The sequence below is a fragment of the Streptomyces sp. NPDC057617 genome (assembly GCF_042800555.1).
GTDB lineage: Bacteria > Actinomycetota > Actinomycetes > Streptomycetales > Streptomycetaceae > Streptomyces.
Genome location: NZ_JBHVGV010000006.1, coordinates 394,996 through 414,847 on the forward strand (window position 1 = coordinate 394,996; position 19,852 = coordinate 414,847).

General features: G+C 70.3%; 18 protein-coding genes. 7 read left to right on the forward strand and 11 right to left on the reverse strand.

Translation table 11 applies throughout. The annotated features are described in order from the left end of the window. Nucleotides 1–105 precede the first annotated feature (105 nt). The 3 genes from ACFU9P_RS18070 to clpS form a co-directional block, all read right to left on the reverse strand. Nucleotides 106–1,632 carry an amino acid permease gene (locus ACFU9P_RS18070; RefSeq protein ID WP_384081669.1) on the reverse strand — a complete coding sequence of 509 codons (1,527 nt, stop codon included), beginning with the start codon at nt 1,630–1,632 and terminating at the stop codon, nt 106–108. A gap of 336 nt (nt 1,633–1,968) precedes the next feature. Further along, nucleotides 1,969–2,547, reverse strand: a complete 579-nt coding sequence (locus ACFU9P_RS18075; protein WP_376374150.1) for a DUF2017 domain-containing protein — start codon at nt 2,545–2,547, stop codon at nt 1,969–1,971. Then, nucleotides 2,547–2,852, reverse strand: coding sequence for an ATP-dependent Clp protease adapter ClpS (gene clpS / locus ACFU9P_RS18080; RefSeq protein WP_376374152.1), 306 nt, complete (start codon nt 2,850–2,852; stop codon nt 2,547–2,549). Before clpS ends, ACFU9P_RS18075 begins: the two co-directional genes overlap by 1 nt. 166 nt (nt 2,853–3,018) lie before the next feature. Here clpS and ACFU9P_RS18085 point away from each other — a divergent pair, with 166 nt between their 5' ends. Together ACFU9P_RS18085 and ACFU9P_RS18090 are read left to right on the forward strand one after the other, a co-directional pair. Further along, entirely contained in the window at nt 3,019–4,347 is a 1,329-nt protein-coding gene (locus tag ACFU9P_RS18085; protein ID WP_376374154.1) for a nicotinate phosphoribosyltransferase, read from the forward strand. Nucleotides 4,348–4,570: 223 nt separating this feature from the next. Then, complete coding sequence (locus ACFU9P_RS18090) at nt 4,571–5,185, forward strand: isochorismatase family protein (RefSeq protein ID WP_384081674.1); 615 nt, start codon at nt 4,571–4,573, stop codon at nt 5,183–5,185. Between the two features lie 14 nt (nt 5,186–5,199). Here ACFU9P_RS18090 and ACFU9P_RS18095 read toward each other — a convergent pair whose 3' ends face one another. Together ACFU9P_RS18095 and ACFU9P_RS18100 are read right to left on the reverse strand one after the other, a co-directional pair. Beyond that, nucleotides 5,200–5,553, reverse strand: a complete 354-nt coding sequence (locus ACFU9P_RS18095; RefSeq protein ID WP_376374362.1) for a hypothetical protein — start codon at nt 5,551–5,553, stop codon at nt 5,200–5,202. Between the two features lie 147 nt (nt 5,554–5,700). Next, nucleotides 5,701–8,112, reverse strand: coding sequence for an immune inhibitor A domain-containing protein (locus ACFU9P_RS18100; protein ID WP_384081677.1), 2,412 nt, complete (start codon nt 8,110–8,112; stop codon nt 5,701–5,703). Nucleotides 8,113–8,528: 416 nt separating this feature from the next. Between ACFU9P_RS18100 and ACFU9P_RS18105 the strand changes: the two genes are divergently transcribed. After that, a complete protein-coding gene (locus ACFU9P_RS18105; protein WP_384081679.1) occupies nt 8,529–8,819 on the forward strand; it encodes a hypothetical protein in 291 nt (96 codons plus the stop codon). Between the two features lie 13 nt (nt 8,820–8,832). Here the strand turns inward: ACFU9P_RS18105 and ACFU9P_RS18110 are convergent, their stop codons facing one another. Together ACFU9P_RS18110 and ACFU9P_RS18115 are read right to left on the reverse strand one after the other, a co-directional pair. Then, nucleotides 8,833–9,585: an RDD family protein gene (locus ACFU9P_RS18110; RefSeq protein ID WP_384081682.1), complete on the reverse strand. Its 753-nt coding sequence runs from the start codon at nt 9,583–9,585 to the stop codon at nt 8,833–8,835. A 112-nt stretch (nt 9,586–9,697) separates the two neighbouring features. After that, nucleotides 9,698–11,170 carry an RDD family protein gene (locus ACFU9P_RS18115; protein ID WP_384081685.1) on the reverse strand — a complete coding sequence of 491 codons (1,473 nt, stop codon included), beginning with the start codon at nt 11,168–11,170 and terminating at the stop codon, nt 9,698–9,700. Between the two features lie 337 nt (nt 11,171–11,507). Between ACFU9P_RS18115 and ACFU9P_RS18120 the strand changes: the two genes are divergently transcribed. After that, complete coding sequence (locus tag ACFU9P_RS18120) at nt 11,508–11,984, forward strand: SsgA family sporulation/cell division regulator (protein WP_384081688.1); 477 nt, start codon at nt 11,508–11,510, stop codon at nt 11,982–11,984. Nucleotides 11,985–12,044: 60 nt separating this feature from the next. Here ACFU9P_RS18120 and ACFU9P_RS18125 read toward each other — a convergent pair whose 3' ends face one another. Further along, the gene (locus tag ACFU9P_RS18125; RefSeq protein WP_376374364.1) at nt 12,045–13,412 is read right to left on the reverse strand and encodes an FAD-binding oxidoreductase; all 1,368 of its coding nucleotides are present in this window, start codon (nt 13,410–13,412) and stop codon (nt 12,045–12,047) included. A 116-nt stretch (nt 13,413–13,528) separates the two neighbouring features. Between ACFU9P_RS18125 and ACFU9P_RS18130 the strand changes: the two genes are divergently transcribed. Then, on the forward strand, nt 13,529–15,100 hold the full coding sequence (locus ACFU9P_RS18130) for a tetratricopeptide repeat protein (protein WP_384081691.1): 1,572 nt from the start codon (nt 13,529–13,531) through the stop codon (nt 15,098–15,100). Nucleotides 15,101–15,232: 132 nt separating this feature from the next. Here ACFU9P_RS18130 and hppD read toward each other — a convergent pair whose 3' ends face one another. Beyond that, nucleotides 15,233–16,372 (reverse strand): 4-hydroxyphenylpyruvate dioxygenase, encoded by a 1,140-nt coding sequence (hppD, locus tag ACFU9P_RS18135; protein WP_384081899.1) that lies wholly within the window; start codon nt 16,370–16,372, stop codon nt 15,233–15,235. Nucleotides 16,373–16,524: 152 nt separating this feature from the next. On the opposite strand from hppD, the gene ACFU9P_RS18140 reads away from it, so the two are divergent. Both ACFU9P_RS18140 and ACFU9P_RS18145 read left to right on the forward strand, forming a co-directional pair. Further along, the gene (locus ACFU9P_RS18140; protein ID WP_376374171.1) at nt 16,525–17,052 is read left to right on the forward strand and encodes an Lrp/AsnC family transcriptional regulator; all 528 of its coding nucleotides are present in this window, start codon (nt 16,525–16,527) and stop codon (nt 17,050–17,052) included. Nucleotides 17,053–17,174: 122 nt separating this feature from the next. After that, a complete protein-coding gene (locus ACFU9P_RS18145; RefSeq protein WP_376374173.1) occupies nt 17,175–17,699 on the forward strand; it encodes a hypothetical protein in 525 nt (174 codons plus the stop codon). 118 nt (nt 17,700–17,817) lie between these two features. On the opposite strand, the gene ACFU9P_RS18150 is transcribed toward ACFU9P_RS18145, so the two are convergent. Together ACFU9P_RS18150 and ACFU9P_RS18155 are read right to left on the reverse strand one after the other, a co-directional pair. Next, nucleotides 17,818–18,615, reverse strand: a complete 798-nt coding sequence (locus ACFU9P_RS18150) for a PDZ domain-containing protein (RefSeq protein ID WP_384081696.1) — start codon at nt 18,613–18,615, stop codon at nt 17,818–17,820. Nucleotides 18,616–18,712: 97 nt separating this feature from the next. Further along, nucleotides 18,713–19,354 (reverse strand): IclR family transcriptional regulator, encoded by a 642-nt coding sequence (locus tag ACFU9P_RS18155; protein WP_046500092.1) that lies wholly within the window; start codon nt 19,352–19,354, stop codon nt 18,713–18,715. Nucleotides 19,355–19,852: the final 498 nt, after the last annotated feature.

Here is a 19,852-nt window from a genome sequence, read left to right on the forward strand (position 1 = left end):
GGGCGGGCCCTGGTACGCGTGCGTGGGCCGGCCCCGGTACGACGGAGCCGGCCCACGCGGTGTCCTCAATCGCCGGACGGGCTGGATTTACCGGACGGGCTGGTCTCAATCGCCGGACGGGCTGGTTTTGCCGGCTGCACTGACCTTCAGCACAGCAGCCGGGTCGCGCCGCTTCAGCGTCTGCCAGCCGACTGCCAGCCCCACCGCCCACACGGCCGCCACATACAGACAGATCCGCGCGTCCTTGTCGTACGCGATCAGACAGGTCACCAGCGCCAGGAAGGCCAGCGCGACCCAACTGAACAGCGCGCCGCCGGGGGCGGGGAACGACGAGGCGGGCAGCCTCCCGGCCTCCACGGCGCGGCGGTAGCGGATATGGCTGATCAGGATCATCATCCAGGTCCAGATGCCGGCCGCGGTGGCCACCGAGGTCACATAGCCGAACGCCTTCTCCGGGACGACGTAGTTGAGGACCACGCCGATCCCCATCAGTACGACGGAGACGGTGATGGCGAGGGCGGGCGTCTTGCGGGAGTTGAGCCTGCCGAAGGCCTTGGGCGCCTCGCTGTTGGCGGCGAGGTCGCGCAGCATCCGGCCGGTCGAGTACATCCCGGAGTTGCAGGAGGAGAGCGCGGCGGTCAGGACGACGAAGTTGACGATGCCGGCCGCGAGGGGGATGCCCATCGTCTCGAAGGCGTGCACGAAGGGGCTGTTGCCCGCCGAGAACTCGGTCCATTTGACGACCGCGAGGATCACGGAGAGCGCACCGACGTAGAAGACGATGATGCGCCAGGGCAGCGTGTTGATGGCCTTGGGGAGGGTCTTCTCGGGGTTCTCGGACTCGCCCGCGGTGACCCCGACCAGCTCGACGGCGAGATAGGCGAACATGACGCCCTGAAGGGTCATCAGGCTGGAGCCGATGCCGTTCGGGAAGATCCCGTCGTGCGCCCAGAGGTTGGACGCGGAAGCGGTCTCGCCGGCGTCGGAGAAGCCCAGTGTCAGCACGCCCAGACCGATGACGATCATGCCGATGATCGCGGTGACCTTGATCATCGAGAACCAGAACTCGACCTCGCCGAAGATCTTCACCGAGATCAGATTGACCCCGAAGAGCACCACCAGGAACACCAGCGCGCTGACCCACTGCGGGATCTGCGGGAACCAGAAGTGGATGTAGATGGCGGCGGCGGTCAGTTCGGCCATCCCCGTGACGACCCACATCAGCCAGTACGTCCAGCCGGTGGCGAAGCCGAAGAACGGGCCGAGGAACTCTCTGGCGTACTCGGCGAAGGAGCCCGAGACCGGCCGGTAGAGGAGCAGTTCGCCGAGCGCCCGCATGATGAAGAAGATCACCACACCCGCGAGGGCGTACATCAGGATGATGCTGGGGCCCGCCTTGGCGATATTGGCTCCGGCGCCCATGAAGAGGCCGACCCCGATGGCGCCGCCGATGGCGATCATCTGGACCTGACGGCTGCCGAGTCCCCGTTCGTAGCCCTCTTCGGGCGCTCCGGCGGGCCTGTCCCCGGAGGGGCCGCCTCCGGCCGGGTCCGCCGTGGCGGTGCGGTCGCCGCCGGGTCCCGTACCGCCGTGTTCGCCGCCGTATTCCTTGTCGACCTGCGCAGAGGTCATGGTCGTGCGCCTTTCTCCATACCGGTCCGCGCCGCACGCGGCCACGGGACCGGTTCGTGATCCCCCCGGATGACGGATGGAGTGCCGCCGGCGGTCGGCCGGCGGAGAACACCCCCGGGGACAGGGGTGGAGTCCCCGGGGGGTCGTGAAGATTTATCACGGCGGAGGGGGTCACCGGCGCACGGTTCTGTGGCGCAGCCCACAGGAAGAAGCGGATGAATCACACCGCGAAACGCAAAGGGCGCCGAAGCGTTGACGTGATCGTTATGGCGAATTGAGGGTGTTCTGAGGGTGTACGGGGGTACGGAAACGTCCCGCGCCCTTACCCCCCGCGCCCTACGGCATCAGCGTCTCGACGAGGGTCTCCTGGAGCGCGCCGAGCCACAGATACGCCATCACCATCGGCTTGCGAGGGTCGGAGTCCGGCAGCCGGTACAGCTCGCCGCCCTCGTCCTCGTCCGTGACCTCCAGCCGTGTCCCGATGGTCAGCCGCAGGTCGTTGAGGGCGCCGAGCCAGTGCAGACAGTCCTCGGGGGTCAGCTTGAGCACCGCGCCGCCAGCGCCCGACGGGCCGAGCCCGTCCAGGGTGCGGACGACCGCCATGCCGTCCTCGCGCTTGCGGCCTCGCAGGTCGTTCTCCGTGAAGCGTCTGAACTCGGCGGAGAACTCCTTCAGTTCGTCGTCGTCATCGCCGTACGCGTCCGGGAAGAGCCGGGCCAGCGCCGGGTCGGCGGGCGGCTCGCTGGGGCCCTCGGCGAAGAGCGAGGCGAGCGGGTCCTCGCCCTGGGCCGGCTCGTCACCGGGCCCGATCAGCTCCAGGAGCTGTACGGCGAGGGAGCGCAGGATCGAGATCTCGACCTCGTCGAGGGCGACGGCCGCTCCGCCGCCCGGGATGGCCTCGAAGCGCCCGGCCATCAGGTGCGGTCCTGGGAGAGGGTGGCCCAGAGCCCGAATCCGTGCATGGCCTGCACATCGCGCTCCATCTCCTCGCGGCTGCCGCTGGAGACGACCGCGCGGCCCTTGTGGTGGACGTCGAGCATCAGTCGGTGCGCCTTGTCCTTGGGGTAGCCGAAATAGGTCTGGAAGACGTACGCCACATAACTCATGAGGTTGACGGGGTCGTTGTGGACGATCGTCACCCACGGCACATCGGGTTCCGGGACGGCGAAAGTCTCCTCGGCCGATTCGGGGCGTTCGATCTCAGTGGGAGCAACACTCACGGTTCCGGACGACCTTCTTCTCTGCCGGGCTTCTCTGGCCGGGTCACAGCGTCACACGCCGGGGCACAGCGTCACACGACCCATGCTGCCACCCGGGACGGCCTGTCGCACAAACGGCCACGCAGAAATCGTCAGTCTGACGAGAGGTAGGGGTAGAATTCTTGTTATGAACACAGCGGATCTTGGACTGCCGGTCGACGTCCCGTCGACCGCGCTCTTCACCGATCAGTACGAGCTGACGATGCTCCGTGCCGCGCTGCGGGCCGGCACGGCCGACCGCCGCTCGGTCTTCGAGGTCTTCACCCGGCGGCTGCCCGAGGGGCGCAGGTACGGAGTGGTGGGCGGCACCGGGCGGGTCCTGGACGCCGTGGAGAACTTCCGCTTCGACGCGGACGTCCTGGGCTTCCTCCGGGGGAACGGCATCGTCGACGAGGAGACGCTCGGCTGGCTCGCCTCGTACCGCTTCGGCGGGGACATCTGGGGCTATCCGGAGGGCGAGGTGTACTTCCCGGGCTCGCCGATCCTGCGGGTGGAGGGCTCGTTCGCGGAGTGCGTGCTGCTGGAGACGGTGGTCCTGTCGATCCTCAACCACGACTCGGCGATCGCGGCGGCGGCCTCCCGGATGTCGGCGGCCGCGGGCGGGCGCGGGCTGATCGAGATGGGCGCGCGCCGTACGCACGAGCTGTCCGCGGTGGCCGCCGCGCGCGCCGCGTATGTGGGCGGCTTCGACTCGACCTCGGACCTGGCGGCCGGGTTCCGGTACGGCATTCCGACGGTCGGTACGAGCGCGCACGCCTTCACCCTGCTGCACGACAGCGAGCGGGACGCCTTCCAGGCGCAGGTCACCTCGCTCGGCCGGGGCACGACGCTGCTGATCGACACCTTCGACGTGGCCGAGGCCGTACGGACCGCGGTGGAGATCGCCGGGCCCGAGCTGGGGGCCGTCCGTATCGACTCCGGCGATCTGCTGCTGGTCGCGCACCGGGTACGGCAGCAGCTCGACGAGCTGGGCGCGGTGGACACCAGGATCGTGGTGACCTCCGACCTGGACGAGTACGCGATCGCCTCGCTGGCCGCCGCGCCGGTCGACGCGTACGGCGTGGGCACGCAGCTCGTCACCGGCAGCGGGCACCCGACGTGCTCCATGGTCTACAAGATCGTCGCCCGTGCCGCCTCCGCCGACCCGAAGGCGCCGCTCCAGCCGGTGGCGAAGAAGTCGCTCGGCGGGAAGACCTCGATCGGCGGCCGCAAGTGGGCCGCGCGGCGCACGGACGCCCAGGGGTACGCCGAGGCCGAGGTGCTCGGTACGGGCGCGGTGCCCCCGGAGCTGCTGGACCGGCAGCTCCTGGTGCAGCTCGTCAAGGGCGGCGAGATCGTGGCGCGGGAGCCGCTGGAGACGGCGCGCGCCCGGCACTTCGCGGCGCGGGAGGCGCTGCCGCTGTCGGCGACACAGCTCTCGCGGGGCGAGCCGGTGATCCCGACCGAGTACATATGAGTCGCGTGAGGCGGTGGTGAAGGATGTCCGGCTCTTCCCGCCGGAGGGTCCGCGTATCTAGGCTCGTACGACTCGTACCGCTCGTACGGCGACCCGTACCGCTCGTACGGCCCGGACAGGCCGCGGCCCGTACACCCTCCCCCGCCGTCGCCGCGAGACCTGCCTCACCCGTCCGCCCCGCTCGTCCGCCGCTCGCCCGCTCCCCCGCCGAAGGATGGCCGTCATGCACCGCGCGTTGCTCGTCGTAGACGTTCAGAACGACTTCTGTGAGGGCGGCAGCCTCGCCGTGGCGGGAGGGTCGCAGGTCGCCGCCGCCATCACCGATCTGATCGGCGAGGCGGCGCCCGGATACCGGCATGTGATCGCCACCCGGGACCACCACATCGACCCCGGTGATCACTTCGCCGGCAGCCCGGACTTCGTCCACACCTGGCCGCCGCACTGTGTCGCGGGTACGGAGGGCGTGGGCTTCCACCCCAATTTCGCCCCGGCCGTCGCCTCCGGTGCGATCGACGCGGTCTTCGACAAGGGGGCGTACGCGGGCGCGTACAGCGGCTTCGAGGGGGCCGACGAGAACGGGATGCGGCTCGGGGACTGGCTGCGGGCCCGCGAGATCACCGAGGTCGATGTCGTCGGTATCGCCACCGACCACTGTGTCCGCGCGACCGCGCTGGACGCGGCCCGGGAGGGCTTCACCACCCATGTGCTGCTCGATCTGACGGCGGGGGTGGCCGTGGAGACCACGGAGAAGGCGCTGGAGGAGCTGCGCGAGGCGGGCGTGGAGCTGATCGGCAAGCCGGTGGTGGTCAACCGCCTGACGCCCGCCCAGGACGCCTAGGACGCCTAGGACGCCTAGGACGCCTCGTAGGCCGGGCCCTGGTACCCGGCGTTCGCGGGGCTCGTGGACGGCCGCAGCAGGGCGCGTATCGGCTGCCAGAGCTGGTTCCTGCGCTGCGGTGTGGTGCGCCACAGCAGACCGTCCGGATGGTGCAGTACGGCGGTGATCTCGTCCGGTGTCGGGGGCTCCGCGTTGCCGCGCAGATACACCGCGCGCAGCCCCAGATTCCGCAGCCTGGTCAGGGCGCGGGCCCGGTTCGCCGCGTGCACGAGGACCCGTACCGTACCGCCCTCGGCCGCCGGGCTGGGCAGGGTCAGTGCCACCACCACCGTGCCGTTCGGGAGCTTGCTGAAGCCTCCGCCTGCCATGTCGTTCATCTCCCCCGTGAAGACATCCCTGAGACGCCCGTGAGACATCCTGTCAATAAGAGAACCGCAGGATGCACCTAAACACGATCGGCCGCCGCCCGCTAGAGGGCGACGGCCGATCCTGCTCTGACCTGCGGTTACTTCCGGTTACCGACCGGAGCGGCCCACCTGGACCGTCAGCGTCTGGCCGTCCAGCGGCTGGCCGATGATGCTGATCTTGGTGTTGGTGTCAGGAACCTTGACGCTCGCGCCCGGGTTCTCGGCACTCCAGTAGGTGCCCTTGCGGTCGTCGAAGACCGGGGCGCCCAGCTGGGCCTTGATCCGCGTCGGGACATTCGCCTTGTGCAGCGTCAGCCCGGTCGTCGGCCACCAGCTGAAGGTGGAGTCGTACGCCTGGATCCGGTTGCGCATGACCGTACCGTCCGACCACTTCAGCGGCTTGGCGTGCGCGTCGATCGGCAGCACCAGACCCTCACCGGGGTGCTGGCTGGTGTTGTTGTCGACCTGCGAGGTGTCCCACAGCCAGATCAGCAGACCGGGCTGGTACGGGAAGTGCTCGACCTTGTTGTCGTTCGGCACCGTGAAGCCGAAGTTGTACGGGCCGACCTCAAGGGTCTTGTCGTACGAGACGTACTGGCGGTTCTCGGCGATGTAGTACTGCGGGTAGTCCTGGGTGAAGGACTCACCGATGCGCGAGAAGCCGTCCGCGGTCCAGCCGGCGTCGTCGCCCTCGGCGTTGTCCGAGAAGACCGTCGCACCGTCCGCGGTCAGGGTGATCGCGTCCGCGGCGAAGCCCTTCTGCGCCACTCCGCCGTCCGTCTGGTAGCGGAAGCGCAGGTCGAACTTCTTGCCCGCGTAGGCGTCCAGCGGGAAGGAGAGCTGCTGGTACGACTCCGAGACCCCGGTCAGCGACGGCTTGTCCGCCGCATCACGGGGCAGCGGCACGCCATTGGCCGTACCGTCGAGCACCGTCCAGTTGGCGCCGCCGTCCGTGGACACCTCGGTGTAGAGGTAGTCGTAGTCGGCCTCGATGTCCCACCAGCCCTGGAGGTCCAGCTTCGCCGTGGACTTCCCGGTCAGGTCGACCGAGCGGGTGAGGGTGTTCTTGAGGTCGTCACCCATGTCGCTCCACCACTGCTTGGAGCCCTCGGCGGGCTTCACGACAGTCGTGGTACGCGTCTTGTTCGGCAGCTCGACGATCAGCGCCTGCGGGTTCTTGGTGTTGTACTCCGAGACACCCAGCTTGTGCGTGGAGCTGGTCGCGGCCTTGGCCTCGGCGTAGTTGAGCCAGCCGAGCTGGAGCTTGTCCCAGGCGGTCATGTCACCGGGCAGGTCGCCGATCGCGTCCTTGCCGGTGCCGAGCCAGGAACCGGACGACATCAGCGTCCAGAAGGCCGTCGAGTTGTCGCCGCCCGCGGTGTCGTACAGGTCGGGCAGGCCCAGGTCGTGGCCGTACTCATGGGCGAAGACACCGAGGCCGCCGTTCTCGGGCTGCATGGTGTAGTCGCCGACCCAGATGCCGGTGTTGCCGAACTGGGTGCCGCCCGCCTTGTTGTCGGCCGGACCCGTGCTGCCCGCGTTGGTGCCGTACGCGTACCAGCGGTGCGCCCACAGGGCGTCCTCGCCCTGGACGCCGCCGCCCGCGGACTCGTCCTCACCGGCGTGCACGATCTGGAAGTGATCGATGTAGCCGTCGGGCTCGTTGAAGTTGCCGTCGCCGTCGAAGTCGTAGCGGTCCCACAGGTCGTACTGGGAGAGGTCCGCCTTGATCTGGGCGTCGGTACGGCCCTGGGCCTTCTGGTCCGCGGTCCAGGCGTTGACGCCGTCGCGCACCGCGTCCCAGACATTGGCGCAGTTGCTGGAGCCGCAGTAGTTGGAGCCGTAACGGGCCTCGTTGTAGGGGACCTTGACCCAGTCGGAGACCTCGCCGTCGACCGAGTAGCGCCCGGAGGACGTCTTCTCGTAGTAGGTCTTCAGCGACTCCTTCTGCTTCCCCTTGCTGTCCTTGCCGGTGCCGAAGTAGAGGTCCTGGAAGTGCTGCTGGTTGTAATCGGCCTGCCAGGCGGTGGAGTTGTCGACCTTGCGGTCGGGCTCCGCTATCTGGTTGTGCTGGGGGCCGGGCTCGCCGCCGTACCTCGGGACGGGCGGGAGCGGGCCCGGGCCGTCCGGGTCGTACGTCGTGGTGTTGTCGACCTGGTCGCCGAACTCGACGAGGATCGTGAAGATCTTGTCGGTCTTCTCCCGGCCCAGCTCGACGTACTTCTTGTTGTCGAGCCTGACCACATTGGAGCCGCCGCGCTTCTCCACCTTGGCGGCACCGGAGATGACCTGCTGGAGCGCTGCCTCGCGCTGCTGTTCCTGCTGCTTGCTGAACGGGCCTTCCAGGTCGTGTTCGACCTGTCCCTTCTGCGGCGCCGGGTCACGGCGCTCGATACCCGCGGGGCCGGATGCGGGGCTGTCCTCGGCCTGGGCCGTGGTGAAGGCCGAAGCCGTGGCGGCGGTCGCGGCAAGGGCCACGATCACCGCGGACACTCTCTTCGCCCGTCTGTTTCTGATCACTTGATGCTTTTCCTCCCCGGCGCACGCGATCCGCGGACCGGGAGTGAGGGATCCGCGCGCGTCTGCGTCATAAGTGACGACATTCGACCGGAGTTAAGGGAGAAAAGACAGACCTTGACTTGCACTGGTCAACTGCACTATACGGAGGCCTGGTTTCCGGGGCCCGAACAGCGCGGACATGGAGGAATTCGGACAACCGGCGCACAATTCAAGCCGCTTGGCGAGGGGTGTGAATCGATGCGCCCCCCGTGCGACGGAACCGTGGGTGAGGTCACGCTTACGGCCCGTTCCCCTCGGGCATGCACCGCCTTAGAGTCGACTGAGAGTGCGAACTGCTCGCATCTGCCGCACCCTTGCGGCCTGTGCGGGACACGCGAGACACCCCCGATACCGATGCTCCGAGGACGGATCCCGCCATGCCGCGTCCGACTGCAGCACAACTCGCCTATGGTTCCGCCACCGTCGTCTGTTCCACCGTCGTCATGCTGCTGCTCTCGGGGATCACCACCGGTGCCGGTGTCGTGGTGATAGGAATCGCCGCGCTCGCCCTGGGACTTCTGGTCACGGTCACCGTGCCCGCGCCGGCCCGCGCGTCGGCCCAGCCGGCTCGTACTGCCGGCGGCGCGGAGCCGTCCCGGGACCGGGCGCCCGCCGCACGGATCCGCAGGGGCGCCGAGTCCCGGTTCCAGCACTCACTGCGCCGCTAGGGCCTGTTGCGCCCTAGACCTGGCCGGGCCGCTCCTCCGTCGCCTGTACGACGACGGTCCTGGCCGCCTTGTCGTGGAGGCCCTGCCGGTAGGGCCTGCTGACCAGGATGCTCAGGATGATGATGGCCCACCAGATGATCAGACAGCACAGCAGCGCGGGCAGCCAGAGCACGATCGCCCGCAGCAGCGAGGTGCCCGTGTCGGGCACCGCGCCGTTGTTGAGCATCGCGACGCGCAGTTTCATCCAGCGTTTGCCGAGCGTCTGGCCGGTTCTCCGGGCCATCAGGGTGTCGTAGCCGACAAAGGCGATCACGGAGATGACCGACCACAGCCACTGCGTTCCCGTATTCACCTGATTGGCGAAGTCGTCCCAGTTGCTGCTGTTCGCCCGGCCGCGCCAGCTTCCGAAGAATCCGGACAGGATCGCCAGCGGTACAAAAATGATCAGGGCGTCGATGATCCGCGCCACCAGCCGTCTGCCGAAGGGCGCGAGCGGCGGCATTCCGGCGAGCGGATCCGTACCGCCGAACGGCCCGCCGCCATAGGCGTTCCGGCCGGGGACGTCCCGGTCGTAGGGGCCACCGGGCGGCGGCCCTGTGTCGCCGCCGTAGGGAGCACCGTACGGAGAACCGTACGGAGAGCCGGCCCCCGGGGACGGCGGGCCCTGCGGACCTTCCGGGCCTTGCGGTGACGGGGGTTCCTGCGGCTTCTTCAGAAACGGGTCGTCATCGGGTGCCGGTCCTGGCGGCGGCTGATCGTTGCTCATGGGGGCAGTGCACCGCGCGGGGCAGGGGCACGCAACGGATCACCCGCCGTTCGGAGCAGTCCGACGGGCGTCCGGAGGCCTCCTGGAACCTGTGTCCTCTACGGGCTCGGCGTCAGCCCGCCACGAACGTACGGGCCGCCTTGTCGTGCCAGCACTGCCGCCACGGCCGGTCGACCAGGCACCACAGCACATTCAGAACGCCCACGACCAGCACGCCCAGCAGACCGTAGACCAGCCAGCGGCGCAGCGCGGCGCCGAAGGCCGGGGCCTCGTGGGACTCGATGTCCCGTACTTCCAGACCGCAGAGCTTCTTGCCGAGCGTGCGCCCCCAGCGGGCCGTCGGCAGCGCCTCGTACAGCGTCCCGAGGATCAGCAGCGCCGCCAGCGCCAGCCCCAGATAACCGGCCGTCGTGCCGTCGATGAGCCAGACCGTGACGGTCTCTCCGGTCTCCTTGGCCGCCTCGACCTTGGCGTCGATATGTGTACGGGCCCGGGAGTAGAGGGGGAGCGAGGCGGCGCCGACGAGCGCGCCGAGGACGACGGTGTCGATCAGCCGGGCCACGAACCGCTTGGCCAGACCGGCGGGCCTGGCGGCGGCCTGCGCCTGGGCGGCCTGGAGGAACGGGTCGTCGACCGGGGGCTTCCAGGGCACGACCGGCTGGTCGGGCGCGCCGGGGGTCATGGGCTGGGCGAGCGGGTGCGCCTGCTGGGCCCAGGACGCGGCGCCGCCGCCGGAGCCGGAGCTGACGGGGGCCTGCGGCTGGGCCGGTGGCTGGGGGTTCGTGGGCGGTACGGCCGTGCCCGTGTGGGAGGCACCCTGGTTGAGCGCGCGGATCGACATGGTGCCTTCGGCCCGGCCCGAGGCGGCGCCGGCGTCGTCGTCCTTGGCGCGGCGGGCGGCGCGCAGGGCACGGATGGCGACGGTGCTGTCGACCGGCGGCTGCCCGGCCCCGGCTCCCGCGCCCGCTCCGGCTTCCGGGTCGCGCGGGGCGGGCGGGCGGCCCGTATCGGCGCCGGTTCCCGCGCCGGGACCGGAATCCCGGCCCGTGTCCGGCCTGACACCCCGTCGCATGGCGCGGATCGCGACCGTACCTTCCGAAGGCGCCGACGGCGGGCGGCCGTCGTCCGGGCCGGGCGGGAGGGCGCGTACGCCGGGCAGCGCGCCGCCCGTCGGATCGCCGGGAGTGGGCGGCGGGACCTCGTGCAGCGCGGGCGGCGCGGGGTCGGGTGAAGCCGTGGGCGAGGGGATTCGGGGATCCTGGCCGCCCGCGCCCCAGGACACCCGCTCGTCCCGCTCGCCGCCGAAGCCGGTCTGCCGGGAGGCGTCGGCCTGCCAGGCGGACGCCGGTTCCTGCCGGGGTCCGCCGGAGGGCTCCTCGTCGAGGAAGACCGGTCCGGTCTCGTCGACCGCGGGCGGCGCGGGGGCCGGGCCCGGCTGCGCCGTCTCGCCGCCCTGGGGCGCGGGCCGGCTCGTACCGGGCACCCAGGCCGCGCCGTTCCAGTAGCGGACATATCCGGGGATGGACGGGTCTGGGTAGAACCCTTCCCGGGGTACGTTCCCGCCGTCACCAGGAGGAGTAGCCACTGACCCCAACTCCGTTCACTCACACCATGTTCGCCAGGGAAGACATTAACGAAGAACTCAGATGCCTGAAGAAGGGGAACAGCAGAAAGGCCGCATTCGAAAGGATGTGGGCAGAGAAATGTTCGCCATGGTGTACGAACAGCCGGGCTCCAGTGCCAAAAGGGCGGGCCGGGGGCGTACGGACGAGCAGGCCGTGCGGGTGATCCGCCGGAGTGCGCGGGCGGGGCATGGGCGGTTTCAAGTCGTCGCCGAAAGTCGCGTAATAAACAGCGGGCCGGGGCCTCTCTCCTGGTACGGGCCCGTCGCGGGGCCACCGTCAGGAGAGGAAGTGCCGCTCATGGACACTGTCGTGGAGCGCGAACTGGAGTTGCGTCTGGTGCTGTCGCCGGAGCGCGGGATCCCCGTACCGGCCCGGCTGACCTACCGTGCGGACGATCCGTATGCCGTGCACATCACCTTTCACACCGGTTCCGACACCCCGGTCAAATGGACCTTCGCCCGCGAGCTGCTGGTGGAGGGGGTGTTCAGGCCGTGCGGGCACGGCGATGTACGGATCTGGCCGACGAAGATCGGCGGCCGCGGTGTGCTGTGTGTCGCGCTCTCCTCGCCCGACGGGGACGCGCTGCTTGAGGCGCCCTCGGTGGCGGTGTCGGCGTGGCTGGAGCGGACGCTGCGGATCGTGCCGCCGGGGACGGAGAGCGGGCAGCTCTCCATCGACGACGGCCTCGCCCGGCTCCTCGCCGCCACCCCGGCGGACGACCTGTGGCTGCGCGACCCCTGGCCGTCGGACGGATCCGCGGACGGCGAGGGGTAGGCCGTGCCACGGGAACCACCGCCGGTACGGAGCGGGTACGGGGCGCTCGGGGCGGGCCCGTCAGAAGAGCTTGCCCGGGTTGAGCAGGCCGAGCGGGTCGAAGGTGCGCTTGATGCCGCGCTGCAACTCCAGCCCCACCGGGCCCAGTTCGCGCGACAGCCACTCCTTCTTCAGTACGCCGACGCCGTGTTCGCCGGTGATCGTGCCGCCCAGTTCCAGGCCGAGCGCCATGATCTCGTCGAAGGACTCGCGGGCGCGCCGGGACTCGTCCGGGTCGGTCTGGTCGAAGCAGACGGTGGGGTGGGTGTTGCCGTCGCCCGCGTGCGCGCAGACGCCGATGGTCAGGTCGTACTTCTCGGCGATGGCGGCCGTTCCGTCGAGCAGCGCGGCGAGCCGGCTGCGCGGTACGCACACATCGTCGATCATCGTCGCCGACTTGACGGCCTCCAGCGCGGTGAGCGAGAGGCGGCGGGCCTGGAGCAGCAGCTCCGACTCGGCGGCGTCCTCGGCGGGCACGACCTCGGTGGCTCCGGCCGCCGCGCACAGCTCGCCGACCGCGGCCAGATCGGCGGCGGGGTCGGGGGTGTCGAAGGCCGCCAGGAGGAGGGCCTCGGTGGTGTCGGGCAGGCCCATGTTGGCCATCGCGTTGACGGCGCGGATGGTCGTACCGTCCATCAATTCGAGGAGGGACGGGGTGTGGCCGCGCTCCATGATGCGGCAGACCGCGTCGCACGCGGCGGCGGCCGAGGCGAACTCGGCGGCCAGCACGAGCTGTTGGGGCGGCTGGGGCTTGAGCGCGAGGACGGCCTTGACGACGATGCCGAGGCTGCCCTCCGAGCCGACGAAGAGCCGCGTCAGGTCGTAGCCCGCGACGCCCTTGGCCGTACGGCGGCCGGTGGTGAGCAGCCGGCCGTCGGCGAGGACGACATCGAGGCCGAGCACATACTCCGCGGTGACGCCGTACTTGACGCAGCACAGCCCGCCCGAGGCCGTGCCGATGTTCCCGCCGATGGTGCACATCTCCCAGCTCGACGGGTCCGGCGGGTAGTAGAGCCCCTGCTCGCCGACCGCCCGGGACAGCGTGGCGTTGATGACGCCCGGCTCGACGACGGCGATCCGGTCGACCGGGTTGATCTCCAGGATGCGGTCCATCTTGGTCAGGGACAGGACGATGCACCCGTCCGAGGCGTTGGCCGCGCCCGACAGTCCCGTACGGGCACCCTGCGGGACGACCGGCACGCGCAGCTCGGTCGCGGTCCGCATGACGTGCTGGACCTGCTCCGCCGAGCGCGGCAGGACGACCACCGCCGGGGTGCCGGCCTCGCAGAAGCTGGCCATGTCATGGGAGTAGGAGGCCGTGATGTCCGGATCGGTGATCACGGCTTCGGCGGGAAGTCCGGACCGCAGCCGTACGAGGAGGTCAGCCAGATCATCCATGATCCCAGCGTCGCATCCGGGGCCATCGGTGTGAACCCGTCTGCGATCCACAACATCAAGCGCGGATATGTTCTTCATATGGACGCACAGTAATCACCATGAACCCCATGAAAACAGAGCAGGTCAGACAGGTCAAAAGGGCGGCGCTGGCCGCGGGGGTGGGGGCGGCGCTGGTCGGGGGCGTCCTGCTGTTCGTGCCGGAACGTGATCAGCCGCCGCTGACCCCCGAGGCCCGGGCGATGGCGGCGGCGGGCTCGGGGGCGCCCGCCGCGTTCGCCGACCTGACCGCGCTCATCCGCGACCGGGAGACCTGGCTGCGCTCGCACCCGGAGGACGGCGAGGCCTGGGCCGTGCTCGGCGCGGCGTATGTGGAGCGCGGCGCGCGCCGCGCGGACTCGACGTACTTCCCGAAGGCCGACCAGGCGCTCCAGCGCTCGCTCGCGACGGTCCCGACCGACGGGTCCGCCGGCGCGGACGGGCCAGCCGGGTCCGGTGAGGACGGCAAGCCGGGTGAGTCCTCCGAGTACGGGAATCCGGCGGCCCTGGTGGGTCTCGCCCGGCTCGCCAACGCCCGGCACGACTTCGCCACCGCCAGGAAGTGGGCCGAGACGGTACGGAACCAGCGGCCCGACGAGGCGTCGGCGTACCCGGTGCTGATCGACGCGTACAACGGCCTCGGCGAGTACCGGGCGGCGGGCGACGCCCTGGAGAAGCTCCAGGAACTGCGCCAGGGAGCGCCGGTGCTGGAGCGCTCGGCGGCCATCTACCGCGAGCGCGGCCGGCAGGACGAGGCGGCGGCCAAGGCGGCCGAGGCCGCGGCCCGCGCCACCACCCCGGAGGAGAAGGCCGAGGCGCTGCACACCCTGGGCATGGTGTCCTGGGACCGGGGCGAGCCGACCGAGGCGCTGGCGCACTTCAACTCGGCGCTGGCGGCGGCCCACGACCATCCCGCGTCGCTGGCCGGGCGGGCGAGGGCGCTGGCCGCGCTGGGCAGGACGGACGAGGCGTACCAGCAGTACCACACCGCGCTCACCAAGCTGCCGAAGCCCGAATACTCCCTGGAGCTGGGCGAGTTGTACGACTCGCTGGGCCTGAACGGGGACGCGGAGACCCAGTACGAGGCGCTCCGCGAGCGGGTCGAGAAGGAGCGCGCCCATGGCGTGAACGAGGAGCTGGTCCTCGGCCGCTACGAGGCCGACCACGCGGACCCGGAGTCGGCGGTGACCCGGCTGACGGCCGAGTGGACGCGCTCGCACCGGAGCATGTACGTCGCGGACGCGCTGGCCTGGGCGCTGTACCGGGCGGGCCGGAGCGAGGAGGCGCTGACGTACGCGCGGAAGGCGACGGCGCAGGGGCCCAGGAGCGCGCTGTTCTCGTACCACCTGGGCGAGATCGAGCGGTCGCTCCAGATGTACGGTCCGGCGCGCCGCCATATCGAGGAGGCGCTGCGGATCAACCCGTACTTCTCGCCGCTGCTGGCGCCGAAGGCACGGGAGGCGCTGGACGAGCTGCGGGATCTGCCGGTCTCCCCGCCGGCCTCTCCGCCTTCCGCTCCGCCTGCCTCCTCGGCTCCGCAGCTCCCGGTGCCCCCGCAGGCGCCGGTGCCGGTACCGGCTCAGCCCGAGCCGGCCCAGCCCGAGGCGCAGTCTTCGCCGTCCGTCTTCTCCGGCGGCATCTGAGGCCTGCGCCGGGCCTGCGCCGGGCCCGGGCGAATGGGGGCGCGGCCCCACGGGTGAGTGGGATTCCCCGTGGGGCCGCGCGGTCTGTGCGTACGTGTCCGGGCCCGGGGCTGTACGCGTCAGGCCCGGGGCTCAGAGGTTTCCGCGCTTCTCCTGCTCGCGCTCGATCGCCTCGAAGAGCGCCTTGAAGTTGCCCTTGCCGAAGCCCATCGAGCCGTGCCGCTCGATCATCTCGAAGAAGACCGTCGGCCGGTCCTGGACCGGCTTGGTGAAGATCTGCAGCAGATAGCCGTCCTCGTCGCGGTCGACCAGGATCTTCAGCTCGCGCAGCGTCTCGACCGGCACCCGCGTCTCGCCCGCCCATTCGCCGAGCGTGTCGTAGTACGAGTCGGGGGTGTCCAGGAACCGTACGCCCGCCGCCCTCATCGCCCGTACGGACGCGACGATGTCGTTCGTGGCGAGCGCGATGTGCTGGACGCCGGCCCCGCCGTAGAACTCCAGGTACTCGTCGATCTGCGACTTCTTCTTGGCGATCGCGGGCTCGTTGATCGGGAACTTCACCTTGAGGGTGCCGTCCGCGACGACCTTCGACATCAGCGCGGAGTACTCGGTGGCGATGTCGTCGCCCACGAACTCCTTCATATTCGTGAAGCCCATCACCTTGTTGTAGAAGCCGACCCACTCGTTCATCCGGCCGAGTTCGACATTGCCCACGCAGTGGTCGATGGCCTGGAAGGTGCGCTTGGCCGGAGGCTCGACGATCGGGTCCGCGGACTCGAAGCCCGGCAGGTACGGGCCGTCGTAGCCGGAGCGGTCGACCAGGGTGTGGCGCGTCTGGCCGTATGTCGCGATGGCGGCCAGGACGACCGTGCCGTACTCGTCCTTGATCTCGTACGGCTCCTGGATGCCGCGGGCGCCGTGCTCGGTGGCGTACGTGTACGCGGCGCGCGCGTCCGGCACCTCGATCGCCAGGTCGACAACGCCGTCGCCGTGCTCGGCGACATGGCCGGCCAGGAAGCGGCCCCACTCGGTGGACGGTTTGATGACGGACGTGAACACGAAACGGGCCGCGCCGTTGGTCAGGACATAACTCGCGGTCTCGCGGCTGCCGTTCTCCGGTCCCGCGTAGGCGACGAGCTTCATGCCGAAGGCCGTGGAGTAGTAGTGCGCGGCCTGCTTGGCGTTGCCGACGGCGAAGACGACGGCGTCCATTCCCTTCACCGGGAAGGGGTCGGCCTCGCGTGCGGTGTCGGGGGCGTTGTCGATGTTCATCGAGGTGTCAGCCATGGCTTCAGCGTCCCGCCGTTCCACAAGGTGCGCAACAGTTCCGGTTTTTGCTGGGCAATATGCACAGTGGATGGTGAGAATGGCGGGACCATCTGCACAGTATGACTACGGCAGTGCACATGACGAGGGGGCTGTAGATGACAGCGGACACGGGTACGGGTACGGGGGCCGGTATCGACGGGCTCGACGGCAGGCTCATCGTGCTGCTGGCACGTGAGCCACGGATCGGTGTGCTGGAGGCCTCGCGCCGGCTCGGGGTGGCCCGCGGGACCGTACAGGCGCGGCTCGACCGGCTCCAGTCGAACGGGGTCATCAAGGGGTTCGGGCCGGCCGTCGACCCGGCCGCCCTCGGTTATCCGGTCACGGCCTTCGCCACGCTGGAGATCAAGCAGGGCCAGGGCTCGGACGTACGGGCCCATCTCGCGACCGTCCCCGAGGTGCTCGAACTGCACACCACCACCGGCCAGGGCGACATGCTCTGCCGTCTGGTCGCCCGCTCCAACGCGGACCTCCAGCGGGTGATCGACCGGGTGGTCGGCTTCGAGGGGATCGTGCGGGCGAGCACGGCGATCGTGATGGAGAACCCCGTACCGCTGCGGATCATCCCGCTGGTGGAGCAGGCCGCGGCGGACTCCGCCACCGGGCGCCCGCATCGGTCCCGGTGACGCGTCCGGTGACGCGTCCCGTGACGCGTGCTCCGCGGATCGGGTGGTTCGGCGGGGCGCCCCGCTAGTCGTACGACCGTACGGGTAGATCATCAGCACACACATCGCAGAGGAGGCCCCGAGTGACGGTGACGCCCTTGCCCACCGACCGGCCGCCGAGCTTCCCGGAGATCATGGACGACCTCGCCAAGGCCTGGTGCCACACCCCGTGGGCGGCCTCGGAGATGAGCTTCGACGGCGACGCGTACCACGGTGTCTTCGATGTCGACATGGCGGCCGATGTCCGCGCGGAGGCGCCGTACCGGCCGCTGCTGCACGGTTCGGTCCTGGCGCAGATCGTCTCGTACCACGCGCTCGCGTCCGTCCTGTTCGCCTACACCAACCAGCACCATCCGGTGCTTGCCGCCCTGCCGCGGGTGGATCTGGTCGAGGCGAGAAGGCGTTTTCTGGTGACCGCGCTGGAACTGTCGCTGCTGAAGCCGGTGTTCGAGACCCGGGTGCCGCTGAAGCTGACCATCGACACCTTCACGGACAAGTGGGAGACGCACCGGATGGCATTCGGGGTGATGTCGGTCGAGGTGGCGGGCGGGAAGCACACGGCGCGGCTGGAGGGCTGCGTCAACTTCCGGGACGCGGTGGATCTCTGAGCAGTGGATCTCTGAGCAGCACCTTTGGGGCGGCGTCCTGGGCGGCGGCGTCCTGAGTGGCGGCGCGGGTCCTGAGCGGCGGCCGGCTCAGCAGGCCGGGCGGCCGGGGGCGGCCGGCTCAGCAGGCCGGGACCTCGCCGCCCCTGGCCAGTGCGCGCAGCGCCGAGACCGCGCCCTTGAGGGTGGTGACCGGGATCAGCCGCATGCCCTTCGGCAGCTCGGCGCTCGCTTCGCCGCACTCCGCCTTCGGTACGAGGAAGACGGTCGCGCCGTCGCGGCCCGCCGCCCGGGTCTTGAGCGACACCCCGCCGACCGGGCCGACCTCGCCGTCCTCGGTGATCGTGCCCGTACCGGCGATGGTGCGGCCTTCGGTGAGATCGCCGCCGGACCCGTCGCCGTCGAGCTTGTCGACGATGCCGAGGGCGAAGAGCAACCCGGCGCTGGGGCCGCCGATGTCGGCGAGATGGAGCCGTACGTCGACGCCGTCCGGGTTCCTGCGCAGATAGCCGAGCGCCGCGACGGTCGCGGAGTCCTGCGACTCGACCATGTCCTGGACGTTGTGCTTCTCGATCTCCTTGTCTGACTCCCCCGTCGGATACACCGCCTCGCGCGGCAGCACGGCCCGGTCGGTACGGAACCAGCCGTCGATCACATCGCCGAGATCGACATCGGCGGACGGTCCCGTCGCCTCGATGGTCGTCATCCGGAGCTGGCCCGTGGTCGGGCGCGTGGGCGTCCCGTTCACGGTGATGACCTGCTGCCCCCGGTCGGTACCGAGGACATCCACGGTCATCCCGGGCTGCGCCACGGCGTACGGCAGCGGCGCCACGCCGACGACGACGAACAGCGCGGCGACCGGCACGGCGCAGACGGCGAGGACGCCGGTGCGGGAGCGACGAAAGAGACGAGAGAGCACGAGGTCAATGTAGCCGCAGGTGGCAGAACCCGGTCGGGGACCGCGGCCGGGACGCCACCGCGGGCGCCCCGGCACCGCGGACACGCCCTGGCGCGACTCAGCGCAAGGCGTCCGCCACTTCCTTCGCCGCGTCGACCACGCGCGGGCCGACCCGTTCCGGTACCGCGTCCGCCAGCATCACGACCCCGACGCTGCCCTCGATCCCCGTCACCCCCACCAGGGCGGCCGCGGCGCCGCTCGCGCCCGCCTCCAGTTCGCCATGGGTCAGGGTGCAGCGCGGTTCGCTCAGTACGGTCTGGCGCGCGGCCAGGATCGCCTTGCCCGCCGCGCCGCGCTCCAGCGGATGGCGGAATCCGGCCCGGTAGGCGACGTGGTAGTCGGTCCAGGTCGGCTCGACGACCGCGACCGCCAGCGCCTCCGCCCCGTCGACCAGCGTGAGGTGCGCCGTCGCGCCTATGTCCTCGGCGAGCGAGCGCAGCGCGGGCAGCGCCGCTTCCCGTACCAGCGGATGCACCTGGCGGCCCAGCCGCAGCACACCGAGCCCCACTCTGGCCCGGCCTCCGAGGTCACGGCGGACCAGCGCGTGCTGTTCGAGGGTGGCGAGGAGGCGGTAGACGACGGTCCTGTTGACGCCGAGTCTGTTGGACAGTTCGGTGACGGTCAGGCCGTGGTCGGTGTCGGCGAGCAGCTTGAGGACACGCAGTCCCCGGTCGAGCGTCTGGGAGGTCTCCGCGGTCACGACGCCCCCTCCTTCGGAGTGAGTAGCGGCGGCCGGTCACATGGAGGCAGCGGCGCCGGTCCCGTCGGCAGCACGCGGAGAGACCGCCGGCGGCCCCCGCGCACCGGCTGCGCTCCGCGGCCGAGCAGCCACGGGGCGTTTACACTGCGGGGACATTAGCGACCGGCACCGCTGAGCGGAAGACCTCGTCCAGAATCCGGTCAGGGAAGGGGAGTTGATCCCCGTTCGGGAATCAAGCGAAAATCATGGTGACTTGGGGTGATCGCTCCCACAATGCCGGGTGACGCGGAGGGGCGGGTGAGTGTACGGGCGGGAGGGCCTGGATACGAGCCGCTGCCCAGCGCGGAAGCCCGGCTCCGGGACCCGGCACGGGCACTCGGCGCGGGCCCTCGGTACGGGAGCCCGGCGCGGGAGCCCGGCGCGGATGACCGGCGCGGATGACCGTACAGACCGTACAGACCGCGCACGCACCACCGGTGCCACCGGCACCACCTGCGC

Bases quoted from the DNA above. Each gene is read 5' to 3' on its own strand.
- ACFU9P_RS18070 (WP_384081669.1), bottom strand. From the start codon at position 1,632: ATGACCTCTGCGCAGGTCGACAAGGAATACGGCGGCGAACACGGCGGT.
- ACFU9P_RS18075 (WP_376374150.1), bottom strand. From the start codon at position 2,547: ATGGCCGGGCGCTTCGAGGCCATCCCGGGCGGCGGAGCGGCCGTCGCC.
- ACFU9P_RS18085 (WP_376374154.1), top strand. From the start codon at position 3,019: ATGAACACAGCGGATCTTGGACTGCCGGTCGACGTCCCGTCGACCGCG.
- ACFU9P_RS18090 (WP_384081674.1), top strand. From the start codon at position 4,571: ATGCACCGCGCGTTGCTCGTCGTAGACGTTCAGAACGACTTCTGTGAG.
- ACFU9P_RS18095 (WP_376374362.1), bottom strand. From the start codon at position 5,553: ATGGCAGGCGGAGGCTTCAGCAAGCTCCCGAACGGCACGGTGGTGGTG.
- ACFU9P_RS18105 (WP_384081679.1), top strand. From the start codon at position 8,529: ATGCCGCGTCCGACTGCAGCACAACTCGCCTATGGTTCCGCCACCGTC.
- ACFU9P_RS18110 (WP_384081682.1), bottom strand. From the start codon at position 9,585: ATGAGCAACGATCAGCCGCCGCCAGGACCGGCACCCGATGACGACCCG.
- ACFU9P_RS18120 (WP_384081688.1), top strand. From the start codon at position 11,508: ATGGACACTGTCGTGGAGCGCGAACTGGAGTTGCGTCTGGTGCTGTCG.
- ACFU9P_RS18130 (WP_384081691.1), top strand. From the start codon at position 13,529: ATGAAAACAGAGCAGGTCAGACAGGTCAAAAGGGCGGCGCTGGCCGCG.
- hppD (WP_384081899.1), bottom strand. From the start codon at position 16,372: ATGAACATCGACAACGCCCCCGACACCGCACGCGAGGCCGACCCCTTC.
- ACFU9P_RS18140 (WP_376374171.1), top strand. From the start codon at position 16,525: ATGACAGCGGACACGGGTACGGGTACGGGGGCCGGTATCGACGGGCTC.